General features: G+C 40.1%; 15 protein-coding genes and 1 pseudogene. 3 read left to right on the forward strand and 13 right to left on the reverse strand.

Features of this window, described 5'->3' with window-relative positions; genetic code table 11:
- The first annotated feature begins 112 nt into the window (after positions 1 to 112).
- Positions 113 to 922, forward strand: a complete 810-nt coding sequence (locus ACX17N_RS14190; RefSeq protein WP_458893218.1) for a cytochrome C assembly family protein — start codon at positions 113 to 115, stop codon at positions 920 to 922.
- Positions 923 to 1,100: 178 nt separating this feature from the next.
- Here ACX17N_RS14190 and ampC read toward each other — a convergent pair.
- Positions 1,101 to 2,267 (reverse strand): annotated as a pseudogene (ampC, locus tag ACX17N_RS14195) (class C beta-lactamase).
- Positions 2,268 to 2,730: 463 nt separating this feature from the next.
- On the opposite strand from ampC, the gene ACX17N_RS14200 reads away from it, so the two are divergent.
- Both ACX17N_RS14200 and ACX17N_RS14205 read left to right on the forward strand, forming a co-directional pair.
- Positions 2,731 to 4,317 (forward strand): ATP-binding cassette domain-containing protein, encoded by a 1,587-nt coding sequence (locus tag ACX17N_RS14200; RefSeq protein ID WP_458893219.1) that lies wholly within the window; start codon positions 2,731 to 2,733, stop codon positions 4,315 to 4,317.
- A 64-nt stretch (positions 4,318 to 4,381) separates the two neighbouring features.
- Positions 4,382 to 5,317, forward strand: coding sequence for a tRNA dihydrouridine synthase (locus ACX17N_RS14205; protein WP_458893220.1), 936 nt, complete (start codon positions 4,382 to 4,384; stop codon positions 5,315 to 5,317).
- 55 nt (positions 5,318 to 5,372) lie between these two features.
- Here the strand turns inward: ACX17N_RS14205 and ACX17N_RS14210 are convergent, their stop codons facing one another.
- The 12 genes from ACX17N_RS14210 to ACX17N_RS14265 all read right to left on the reverse strand — a co-directional run bounded on the left by ACX17N_RS14210 (position 5,373) and on the right by ACX17N_RS14265 (position 11,866).
- Complete coding sequence (locus ACX17N_RS14210) at positions 5,373 to 5,819, reverse strand: YybH family protein (RefSeq protein WP_458893221.1); 447 nt, start codon at positions 5,817 to 5,819, stop codon at positions 5,373 to 5,375.
- A gap of 332 nt (positions 5,820 to 6,151) precedes the next feature.
- Positions 6,152 to 6,487 (reverse strand): YegP family protein, encoded by a 336-nt coding sequence (locus ACX17N_RS14215; protein WP_458893222.1) that lies wholly within the window; start codon positions 6,485 to 6,487, stop codon positions 6,152 to 6,154.
- Positions 6,488 to 6,703: 216 nt separating this feature from the next.
- A complete protein-coding gene (locus ACX17N_RS14220; RefSeq protein WP_458893223.1) occupies positions 6,704 to 7,078 on the reverse strand; it encodes a 5-carboxymethyl-2-hydroxymuconate Delta-isomerase in 375 nt (124 codons plus the stop codon).
- Positions 7,079 to 7,181: 103 nt separating this feature from the next.
- Entirely contained in the window at positions 7,182 to 7,526 is a 345-nt protein-coding gene (locus ACX17N_RS14225; RefSeq protein ID WP_458893224.1) for a zinc ribbon domain-containing protein YjdM, read from the reverse strand.
- Positions 7,527 to 7,657: 131 nt separating this feature from the next.
- Positions 7,658 to 8,014 carry a DUF488 domain-containing protein gene (locus tag ACX17N_RS14230; protein WP_458893225.1) on the reverse strand — a complete coding sequence of 119 codons (357 nt, stop codon included), beginning with the start codon at positions 8,012 to 8,014 and terminating at the stop codon, positions 7,658 to 7,660.
- 33 nt (positions 8,015 to 8,047) lie between these two features.
- A complete protein-coding gene (locus ACX17N_RS14235) occupies positions 8,048 to 8,392 on the reverse strand; it encodes a DUF2004 domain-containing protein (protein WP_458893226.1) in 345 nt (114 codons plus the stop codon).
- Positions 8,393 to 8,406: 14 nt separating this feature from the next.
- A complete protein-coding gene (locus tag ACX17N_RS14240) occupies positions 8,407 to 8,853 on the reverse strand; it encodes an SRPBCC family protein (protein ID WP_458893227.1) in 447 nt (148 codons plus the stop codon).
- A gap of 111 nt (positions 8,854 to 8,964) precedes the next feature.
- Complete coding sequence (locus ACX17N_RS14245) at positions 8,965 to 9,333, reverse strand: ribonuclease E inhibitor RraB (RefSeq protein ID WP_458893228.1); 369 nt, start codon at positions 9,331 to 9,333, stop codon at positions 8,965 to 8,967.
- Positions 9,334 to 9,417: 84 nt separating this feature from the next.
- Positions 9,418 to 10,083, reverse strand: a complete 666-nt coding sequence (locus ACX17N_RS14250) for an RluA family pseudouridine synthase (protein ID WP_458893229.1) — start codon at positions 10,081 to 10,083, stop codon at positions 9,418 to 9,420.
- A gap of 137 nt (positions 10,084 to 10,220) precedes the next feature.
- Entirely contained in the window at positions 10,221 to 10,925 is a 705-nt protein-coding gene (locus ACX17N_RS14255; protein ID WP_458893230.1) for a DUF1003 domain-containing protein, read from the reverse strand.
- Between the two features lie 93 nt (positions 10,926 to 11,018).
- Positions 11,019 to 11,261, reverse strand: a complete 243-nt coding sequence (locus tag ACX17N_RS14260) for a DUF6868 family protein (protein ID WP_458893231.1) — start codon at positions 11,259 to 11,261, stop codon at positions 11,019 to 11,021.
- A 44-nt stretch (positions 11,262 to 11,305) separates the two neighbouring features.
- Complete coding sequence (locus ACX17N_RS14265) at positions 11,306 to 11,866, reverse strand: DUF4256 domain-containing protein (RefSeq protein ID WP_458893232.1); 561 nt, start codon at positions 11,864 to 11,866, stop codon at positions 11,306 to 11,308.
- Between the last annotated feature and the right edge of the window lie 311 nt (positions 11,867 to 12,177).

Here is a 12,177-nt window from a genome sequence, read left to right on the forward strand (position 1 = left end):
AGCAAAAAAATCTTTCTTAAAATAGAAAATTTATGCATAAGATGCTATAGGATACTGTAGTTCGAGTCGAATTTATATAAATGAATATTCATCATCCTGAAAAAGGTTTGACATGATTAGTCTTCCCTTGGTTTATACCATTTTGGCTTTAATTGCCTATACCACCTCCTTTTGGTATTTATTCCTGCATTTAATGTCGAAACGTGAACCAAACCACTGGTTTATTGGCGTGATTTTAGGTTTAGGCCTGCTGCTGCATGCAGGCGTTCTATATCACGACATGATTACACCACTGGGGGTCAATTATGACGTTTTTGTCCTCATGTCCTTTACCTCAGGCTTGATGCTGCTGCTGAGTCTGATTTTTAGTACCTATCGGCCGATTCTGGCGTTAAATTTAATTGGTATTCCCGTCGCAGCTACAGGTCTCATTCTAGGCTTTGCCTTTAGTAAGCCAGACCAGTTTATTGAACAGCACTCCGTCAGTTTAGATATTCATATTATTTTGTCTTTATCGGCCTATGCCGTGTTGCTGATGGCGACCATACAAGCCGTGATTTTATGGTTCCAGAACCGTGAGCTGAAAAACAAGCAAAAGAAGCGCATTTGGGTCAATCTACTGCCCTCTTTTCAAGCCATGGAATCGTTGTTATTTGATTTGATCCATACCGGCTTTATTCTTTTAACCGTGGCTTTACTGTTTGGCTTCTTCACCATTGAAGACTTTTTTGCCCAGCATTTAGCGCATAAAACGGCGTTCAGTATTATTTCATGGTTTGTGTATGGTTCCCTGCTAATTGGTCATTATAAGTTTGGCTGGCGTGGGCAAAAAGCGATTCGCTTTACCCTAATTGGCTTTTTCCTTTTGGCTGTTGGTTTTATTGGTTCTAAGTTTGTGTTGGAAATGATTTTAGGTCGATAAAGTCTTTTTTAGTTTTACTAATTAAAAACGTAGAACATTGCTCGATAAGTAGACCTAGAGCGTGATAATTCAATAGCAAAGCCCAGCTTGACCAAACTGGGCTTTTTAGTAGACCTCAATACTTTGATTTAGAATAAATTATCGAGTGCATTTCGTATTATGTAAATTTTAGAAAAACTTAAATACTTTTTACTGTGTTGAATACGTTATATGCCGCTTTTATCCGTTCTTCATTTGGTATTCTTTTATTCATTAACATGACTAGCCCAAAGCCTTTTTCAGGAATAAAAAAAACGTAAGTTCCAAAACCATTGGTAGAACCAGTTTTATGAAAAACTTTGGATTTTGACTGACTAATATCATTTATAACTGGATTTGATTGCATAACAACACTTTCAGAATTGCTCTCTTGCAAAATTTCTAAGGTAGTCGGATAAGAGTATGTCTCCCACCCAAGCGCCTGAGTCATGTTTCCAAGCTTGAAATAGCCTTTGTGCGTTTCTAAAATGGCTGTCTTTATCTTTGAACTATTTTTTTCTACATCCAAATTTGAGTTTAAAAAACTCAGCATATCTGGAAGTGTAGATTTAACTCCATATGCTTGAGCATCTAATGCACCAGAATTAACTCGAATAAGATTATTCTTTTGATCATGCCCAAAAGCATAATGTTCTATCTATTCCTCTGGAACGTTCACATAAGTGTTTTTTAAATGAAGACTTGGAAAAATCACCTGTTCTAGTAATGATGGGAAAGGGACTTTCATTGATCTTGCTGTTAACTCGCCAAACAATCCAATACTTGGGTTTGAATATTGACGATATTTACCAGAAGGATTTTTTATATGCCAATTTTGAAAATAGTCTAAAACTTGCTCATCTGTTTTAACATAATCAGGAAATTGTAAAGGTAAATTACCGCTAGTATAGGTCGCTAACTCCAGCAAACTCACCTTATCCATTTCTGAATTCTTTAAAGCTGGCCAATATTGACTTGGATGATCTTTAAAAGATAATTTTCCTTGAGCCTTAGCATAAGCACCCGCGGTTGCAGTAAAAAGCTTGCTGAAAGAACCCAACTCAAAGATAGTCCAACTATCTACTTTTTTATTATCATTATTAGATTGAAGACCATAATAGTGTTAGTAGTTTTCTCTCTTATAGATGACGCCTATCGCCATTCCTGCCACACCATACTGTTCCATAAGTGGTTTAAATGACTGGTTAACAGCAGTTTCAATATCTTTTTGATTTGCTTCTATTTCATATGCATTTGAATGAATACTACATCCCACAGCTAAGGTAAAGAGACTAGTTTTAAATAGTTTTTGGGTTTTAGATAACATTCCTGCTATTAGCCTCAATAATACAAATAACAATGTTCTCACTTATCTAATATATTTTCTGTAATAAATCCTTACCCCTTCTATTTAATGAAGTGGGCGTTATGCGAAATAACATTAAAACTCATCCACGCACTTACAAAAGCCTCACTTAACCAATCGTGCGGGTTGTATTCACATCTACAGGAAGCTTCGACTAGTGTATGACAATATTCCCTAACCAATAGCACTGATCGATAAACCTTAAGTACATAAGAAAGATAACAAAATGGATCATTTTTTATCCATCTGTTATACTGGCTAAATATTTACTCCCCTTCTTCCAATTTAGAGTAACGCCAATGAAGTAAGTCTTATTTTCCGTCAAATCTATTTTATTTGTTTTCTGACGTGCAAAATAAACTTATTTACTACTCTATATCTCTATAAAAATTTATTTTGTATGTCCTGTATAAAGGAGTCTTCAATGACCCAACAGGCCTGTACTGTAAAAAATCTCAGCGTTCAATTTGCTCATGAACCACTTTTTCAACATTTAAACTTTGAATTGCCCGCTGCCCAATGTTCAGCTCTGATCGGATGCAATGGTCAAGGCAAATCAATATTAATGTCGCTACTCACTCAGACGCACATGCCCAATTATGCGAGTGGCGAAGTGATTTGGCATATGCCATTTTCCTACTTAAGTCAGCTCGAGCGTTTAAGCAACTGTACGCTTGCCGAAGCCCTTAATATTGCTGACTTACATGCAAGTTTTCAACGTATTGAACAATCGACTGCGAGCTTTGAAGACTATGACTGCGTCGAACATGCATGGCATCAACCCACTGAATGGTTGAAATTGCTAGAAAGTGCAAACTTACCTACGGATCTATCTAGCTCAGTTTCTCAACTGAGTGAAGGTCAGAAAACTAAACTGGCACTGTGTCGCCTTTTTTTACAAACTGAGCATTATTTACTTCTTGATGAGCCCAGTAATCACTTAGACCATGCAAGTCGTGCATGGTTAAGTCAAAAAATCCTTCAGCATCCTGCGGGCTGTTTAGTCATTAGCCACGACCGCACATTGTTAAATCAAATCTCCAATACGTATGTTTTAAATGATTTTGGTTTGCAACACTTCCGTTGCAACTATGCCGAGTATCAGCCACAAGCAGAGCAACAACAGCAGGCACTACAACACAATATCTCGCAAGAAAAACGCGAACTAAAACAATTACAAGTCCAACAGCATGGGCAGCGCATGAAAGCTCAGAAAAGGCAAAAGTCTGGGAAGAAATTACGAAGCTCTGGTTCTCAAGCCAAAATCCTACTCGACTTTAAAAAAGAACGTGCGAGTCAAACCTTATCGGGAGTCGTGCAGCAACAACTTCGCCAAAAGGAACAAGCGCAAGATGAGCTCAAAAACAAACAGCAGCAACTAGAACAGATTAAGTCACAAAAGTTTGATTTCCATTTTCAACCTAAACAAACAGGTGAAATTCTTCGTTTGAAAGAAGTGGGTTTAGCAGCACTTTCTATCTCGCCTATTTCTTTCGCCTTACACAACGGAGAAAAAATCCAACTGCGCGGCCAAAATGGTTCAGGTAAGTCGACCCTACTTCATGCCATTCAAAATCATAGTCATGTTCAATCGGGAGACATTTTTAAGCGTGGAGCATCGTTATATTTAGATCAAAACTTTAGCCTACTGAATCCAGAACTGAATGCGGTACACAATTTACAATTATTGAATCCGTCTTTGTCCGATGAGGAGTGTCGGAATCAATTGGGGCAACTTCGAATTCGACGAGATAAGGCTCTGCTTCCCATCTCACTACTCAGTGGCGGTGAACAACTCAAAGTCGCTTTACTGTGTATCAGTCTCGCAGCACAGCCTGTGGACTTACTGTTACTGGACGAACCCGAAAATCATCTCGACATCGACTCAAGACAACTGTTGGCACAGGCTATACGCGATTTTACAGGGGCGGTTATTTTAGTTTCACATGATGACGCCTTTGTCGAAGAGACACAGATTGAAAACTATTTCGATTTAACCCAAACACCTTAGACTAGACAGCGTGATCGGATTTGCGTATAACACCGTTCTTCAAATTTAACTGGTGACTCAAACCGTGAAACTCATTCTTGCACCCATGGAAGGCTTAACTGACCCGATTATGCGTGATGTTCTAACATCCGTCGGCAGCTTTGACTGGTGTGTGACCGAGTTTATCCGAGTCACCGATACCGTCCTGCCCGATCATATTTATTACAACTTTTGCCCTGAATTAAAAACAGAGGGTAAAACCGCTGCGGGGACGCCTGTGCATGTGCAGTTTTTGGGAAATAATCCTGAAATGCTGGCAGCCAATGCGGTCAGAGCCGTTGAGCTGGGAGCACCTGCCATCGACATGAACTTTGGCTGCCCTGCCAAAACCGTAAACCGTCACCGCGGCGGCTCGGTTTTACTGGATGAACCTGAAGTGGTACATGAATTGGTCAAGGCGGTGCGAGATGCGGTTCCTCAGCATATTCCCGTATCGGCAAAAATGCGTTTGGGTTATATGGACCGTCATTTCATGCTCGATAATGCACATGCCATTGAAGAAGCTGGTGCATCTTGGGTGACAGTTCATGCACGAACCAAAGCCGATGGTTACACCCCACCTGCGTTTTGGGATCAATTGCAACCGATTCGTGAAGCCTTGAAAATTAATGTGATTGCCAATGGTGAAATCTGGACCAATGCTGATGCCAAACAGTGTCGCCTTGAATCAGGCTGTGAAGATTTAATGATTGGACGTGGTGCGGTCACTACTCCCGATTTAACCCAATGTATTCGTCAAAACTCGGACATGCCTTTACTCCATTGGCAAGATTTACTGGCCTTACAAATTCGCTTTATTAATGGTCCTGCCAAAACTGAAATTGGCATGCTGGGACGCTACAAACAGTGGCTGGGCATGATGTCTAAACATTATCCTGAAGCCAAATTACTTTGGGATGAAGTGAAACGTATCAAGCAACTCAGTGAAATTATCCAAAAACTGGAAAGTGCCTCAGCTTGAAATATTACTCATCATGAGCGCATTGATCGCTCATGATTTTTAACCATTCTTACCATTAACTCACTTCACTGAGTAAAATCGGGCGTCCCGTTTCCAGTTGAATAGGCATGGAAATATGTTGATGCGCGACTTTCCACGAATCACCAACTTTTTGAAAGCAAATGGTGGTACGACACCAGAACACCTCTAAATTGGGTATTGCATCTATTTGATCGACCTTAGAAAAACAATGCAGCACAGCGAGTTCAGGTTGGGCAATAAGTTTGATCGCTTCACGATACACCCGAATATTGCCTGAAATGATCGGTAAATAACGATTCCAGAGTTGTTTATAGGCCTGAATACCTGTGAGATGTGTACTCACATCAATCAAACTAACATCTTCCATACACAGATCAGCCAGCGCTTGAATGTCCATTCTCTCGACAGCCGCATCCCATTGTTTAAGCATGGATAAGACTGCATGGGCACTTTCTTTATCACCCGTAATTTCTATGGTCATGGTGTCATTCCTTTACAGTGCATCAAATATAGATGCAGCATAAACATTAAATCTGACGACATTAAGACGGCAAGACATATCTATACATATCCCAATGATTCAGCAACATTGACGCTGCATTCGACACAGTTTTTTGAAGGTGCACTCCCTACAACCCTCATGAACCGATATGTGAATTCCATCACACTAAAAAAACTATAGCGAAAAAGAATCGTGGAATAAAGTACAATTTGAATTGTGCCGACAATCCTTTCTTATATTTGAGCTTTTTATTCAAGCTCAAATAATAAAAAAGCATGCCATTCGACATGCTTCATCCGGATCACTCGACATTAATGCGTTAAATCTTTAATTGTTGTCACGCAACCATTATTTTTGACCGACTCTATGCCCTTTTCTCGTGATTGTTCTGAAGCATAAAATTGACTGGTGCCAATCACCTGATGATTCGCAGCTTTCAGATTAAAATAAGGTTTGCCATTACTGGCAATCAGGCGTTCATAGCGACTGTCGAGCCCACTGTTCTTCTGCACCGACTCTATTCCCACATGCGCGGAAGGCTTGGCTTTATATAATTCGCTACTTAAAATAACTTCCCCATTACCAGCCTTTAGCACAAAACGATATTGACCATCTTTTGCTTGACTCAATTCAAACCATCCAGACATATTAAAATACCTCTTGTTGTTTTAAATGTAATTATTGTTGCTTAAAAAATTTAAGTTCTAAGCAATATAAATGACTTTTATTCAACAAAAAAGAGCATTTTTAATCAACGTCTAGCTAGCCTGTATTACTCTGCGGCACTCCGCATTCAAACTGGGCTATTTTAGGGCAAAATAAAATAGCCCCTTGATGAGTGAATCTTAAAATGCATCAAGCAATTAAAGTGTTTGTGCTGGAATAATTGTTTTGCCGTAATAGGCTTTTTCCATTTCTAGAATTTCAATACAAAGCTGTACAGTTAAATCTGGCTGGGCAGGCAGCAATTGTTGTAAGGCAAGCAAGAGTTGATCCGAAATTTCTTTTTTAGTGGCTAAATCACGTCCCGACAGCAAAGAGACTTTCACATGCACATAAGCTTGGGAGGTTTCCCCTAGTCCAATCACAAAATCGGTTTGAGCTACGGCACGACTTTTAATGTCTGTCGCTGCTTTTACATGTCCTGTCGCCAGTAAGGCCTGATTTAAACCCTGTAAAATGGGTTGGGGTTGAAACGCTGCTAGATTATTAGAATATTCCAAATGAATGTGCGGCATACATTAAGCTCGGATTGTTTAAAACTGAACTATATCTTGCTGTTAATCAATCCCTGATGCAAGCATAGAGCATTATGCCCTGCACCAGAGATCTGAAACCGTATTAAACTTTTTTCACATATTCAGATTTCAGTTTAATCGCACCAATGCCATCAACTTTACAATCAATATCATGCCCATCACTGGCTTCAGGCAATAAACGGATATTCTTGACCTTGGTGCCTACTTTCACCACAGAAGATGAGCCTTTGATTTTCAGATCTTTGATAACGGTCACGCTGTCACCATCACTGAGTAGATTGCCATTGGCATCTTTAATCTGAATCGCTTCTTCGTTGGCACTGCTCTCGCCTTCTTTCCACTCATACGAGCATTCTGGACAAATCAATAAATCGCCATCTTGATAGGTATATTCTGATTGGCATTTCGGGCAATTCGGTAAAGACATAAAAAAACTCAAATGATCTAAATTGAAATAATATCGGACTAAGTGTAATAGAAAGCAGGATAAAACCCTAGTTTTTGTAAGACTTATTTCCCAAACAAATGGATGTCACACCCATCGGTTTATAACCAGATTCAATCAGAATGCTGTTGCAGCAGTAAGGCTTTTAACACAAGCGCATGGTTATGCGTTTCATTTTTTGCCGCAGTGATGAGTGTGAGCGTATTGTCCACCGCCAGAGTGCGTAGCTCTGCCAAAATCTCTGGAGACTGGGCCAATTCAAGCAAATACGTTGCTCGAAATGCTTCCCATTGACTCAAATCCTGATGATACCACTGCCTGAGTACTGTAGAAGGCGTAATCGCTTTGGGCCAAAGATCGATCTTGGCCTGATCCTTTGTAATTCCTCGTGGCCATAAACGGTCGACTAAAATTCGAATACCATCCTCGGGGGAAACGGGGCTATAAACCCGTTTAATCTGTATTTGCATCAACGCCCTTTACTCGGCATAAAAGCCTGGTATTTAACTTTCCATGCTAATGTCTTCAACATCGCCATCTTCATCAAATGAAACACACAGCACATAATCAGTGATGTTGTCTGGCAAACTAAAATCAATCGAATCATCATTTTCTTCGACCGAGTGAAAATCTAAAAAGCGCTGCGTAGATAATAACTCAATCACTTGCTTTGCATCAGGACGAGTCAGCCCCGTATGATGTTGCCAGTATTTCGGAGCAATTTCTTGCAAATGATGCTCGACATATAATCGGACTTGATTATCTGGTGCCGCATCTTGCAAATAAGTTTGCCAAATGGCTTTTTTGGCTTTTTGTTCTCGTTCCTTAAAATTATTAAAATTTTGCATCGCATCCTTGCCTTCTATCCATCGGGTATTTCAGGAGTAATCAGTAATGCCAATAGTTGTAAAGATTCCTGCCACCCCAAATAGCAAGCCTCTGCAGGTATGGTATCTGGAATGCCCGATTGTGTAATCTGAATCTCAGTACCTACCGAAACCGCTTTAAATTGTACAACTACCTCAATTAAATCGGGCATGTTGGGATCTTCAAACTGATCCGTATAACGCAACAATTCATTTGGAATAACTTCATGATAGGTGCCACCAAAACCAATCCGAGTGCCTGTAGAAAAGTTGGTGAAATACATTCGATATTTGCCCTCAGGCTTGACTTCAAGCAACTCGACATGGGCAGTAAAACCGTGCGGTGCCATCCATTTCACTAACGCATCTGCGGTCGTAAAAGCACGATAAACACGCTCAGGCGGTGCATGAAAGACTCGATGTAATTGAACCGTATTCGACATGAGACACCTATTTTTTATTATTTAGTTTTGATTAGTGTACGGCAAGTTGGGGGGGCTTATGTATAACTTGAGTATGCATTACACATAAACCACGCCCTTGAGTAGTAGCGGCTATTCGTCATCATAATCGTAGAGATAGCTTAGACAGCCCCAACCATCATATTCACCTTGGAACATTTCGGCAATTTTAACAAACCACTCTTCTAAATCTTGTACATCTTGATATTCAGGAATCATATTCACATGAATGTTCAACACCCATAAATCGCTGCCGTCATTTTTCACTTCTTCTTGAAACAACGAGATTTTTTGTTCTTCGTGCAGCAGGTGCAAAGCACATTTTTCTGCCTGCTCTTGTGTGGTAAAAACAATTGAAAATTCAATTTCATGCAACTCGGTTAAGTCATTGCCATCTTCATACATCTGCCAAAGTACGTTACCGTTATCGTCATCAGGAAATAATTCATAATTACGGCTCATGCGTGTGTCCCTGTTTTTTTTGCTTATTAATTAGACGTAATTTAGCATGATTTTATGACAGTTTAAGCCCCCAAATAGATATTTTTAGAAAGCAGGCACAGACTGCACATCCACCAGTTCACCACTCAAGGGTTGGGTAAAGCTTAAATGACTAGCATGCAATGCCATCCGTTTTAACGGGCTTTGCGCAGGTTCAGGATGGTATAACTTATCTCCAGTAATTGGATGTCCAATATATTGCATATGAACCCGAAGTTGATGCGAACGTCCTGTAATCGGGGTCAATAACACTCGGCTAATGTCCTGTTGCTGATCATAATCCAAAGCTTCAAACAGCGTTTTAGCGGCTTTTCCTAATTCAAAATGCACGATCTGACGTGGCCGATTTTCCCAGTCTGTAATCAATGGCACATCGACACTACCTGAAGCTTGAATTTTACCTTGCACCAATGCCTGATAATGCTTAGTGACTGTTCGCGCTTGAAACATTTTACTGACGGCGACTTCTGCATCACGATGCTTGGCAAACATCAAAATACCTGAAGTTGCCATGTCTAAACGATGGGTAATTTTCGCATCAGGAAACTGAGCCAACACTCTGAAATAGGCACTGTCATGATGCTCTGGCAAGCGCCCTGGTACAGACAGTAATCCTGCTGGCTTATTAATCATCACCAAGTCTGCATCTTCATACAAAATCACCAAAGGCTCTTGGAGCGGGGTATAAACAAACTGGTCATTTAAAGGCATGGGAAACAGCAATTGGGAAAAACCAAGGCAAAATATCAAGCCCAATACCTGCTGTCAATTTTTGCCTTAATCACACTTCCACATCCACGCCAAACTCCGCTTTTGGCTTATATTGAAGCTCGACGGAGTTTTAAAACTTAGCGTTTTTTATTCATTTCGGTCAATAAATCCAGTTGGATTTCCTGAATTTGCGCCAAACGTTCCCATTGATGGGACAACAGATGATCCATTTTTTCATGCAAATGACGGATCTCTAATTCAGCCTTGAGGTTAATTTGATAATCATGCTGTGAGCGCAAACGGTCTTTGGCTTCCTGCCGATTTTGACTCATCATAATAATCGGAGCCTGAATTGCAGCCAAACAGGACAAGACCAAATTTAATAGAATAAAAGGATAAGGATCAACAGGGTGAACCAATAACACCACTGTATTCAACAGAATCCACAGCACCAGAAAAATTGCAAAACAGATTAGAAATGTCCAGCTCCCCCCAAACGTGGCGATTTTATCCGCTAGCTTTTCTCCAAAAGTCCAGTTCTGATCAAATTCGGTTTCTATATTTTTACTGATCAGTTCATGGTGCTGCATACTGCTAATCACCTCACGCTCTAAACTGGTGAGCTCGCCCTTTTCCGATTTCAGCAATGAATGCACATATTGAATACGATAATGAGTCAAATCTGGATGACAAATAAAACTATCCACCGACCATTCAGGATAGTCTTTTTGAATTTCATCACTGATGACATCCCGAATGGCATGACCAGAAACGAGGGCTTTATTGGGAAATGGCTTTTTACAGACCAGACAATGGTGAGCTTGGTTTTGTTTATCGATCATCTTTTTAAGTTATTTGGACTTTTATCCTGATCATAGCAATTTTCTCTGCCAATTGAGCATTCTCAAGAGGACGCTGCAATAAATTTCTGAACGTTAATCCAGCAGAAACAGCACAATGAGCGGAACTAAATTAAACACAATAATCAGAATTTTATAGACCGCCATCGATGCATAATGAATTGCATCAAAAGTTTGATCATTCAGGTTAAACCAGCGCCCATGTAACCGTTTCATCCAAGGTCGCGCATAAATAAAGGCAAAAAACCAAATAAATAAAATCAGATAATTAATGACTAAGGACCAGCCCAAACCTTGACGCAATAGCTCGATATTCATCGCCTTCACCTCTCAGAAATTCATTTAAAGTATCTATCACGCAACTAAACACTAAGCATGACTCTAAAACCTCGTGCAGCATAATAAGACTCAGCACCATTATGATAGGTAAATACTTGCCCGTATCGGCGGTCGCAAAACAACGCTCCTCCCAGCCCTCGAATTTGCGTTGGGGTCAGAATCCAACTTGAGGTTTTAGTATCAAAATTGCCGAGTTGTTGTAATTGACGGTATTGCTGTTCGTTCAAAAGCCTCGTGCCCATTTTCTCAGCCAAATTGACTGCACTATCTTGCGGTGCATGTTGCTTGCGGCTTGCCAGAGCCTCTGCGTCGTAGCATAAACTGCGTCGCCCCTTCGGGCTTTCTGCCGCACAATCGATAAATAGATAGGCATCTTTTTCCTGATCATACGCAATCACATCAGGTTCACCGCCAGTTTGCTCCATCCAATGCAAGCTTTGCAGTTTGCTGGGGTCTGCCTGAAGTTTCATGAAAATAGTTTCCCATGTCATATCTGCATGCCATGCACGATGCTGCTCAAAGCGCTGCTTTAAACACGCCAATAATTCATGATCACTTAAAGTAACTTGCTTAAAATCAGGCATCGACATTCTTCTTATTTTCACAATCAGCATTATTATCGTTTTATATTAATTAAAGTGATGTCTGTGCTCCGTCTAAATTTGTAATTTAGCCGCATGAACGCAGCAGTTTTGCAGGGAGCTAATTGTATTGTGAGTTAAAAAAATATGGAGTCGTTTTATAAAGCTAAGTTTTTTATTTTTATGTTTTTCTTGGATTTTATTCTAAAAAATTTTTTAGGGTGTCAAGGGAAAACATCAGTGGTTTACTTCAACAACCATGACTTTGTAAGTCATAACCTTGTGCCTATAAACTTTTGGTTTATAGCGTCCTA

The organism is Acinetobacter sp. GXMZU3951 (assembly GCF_054457875.1).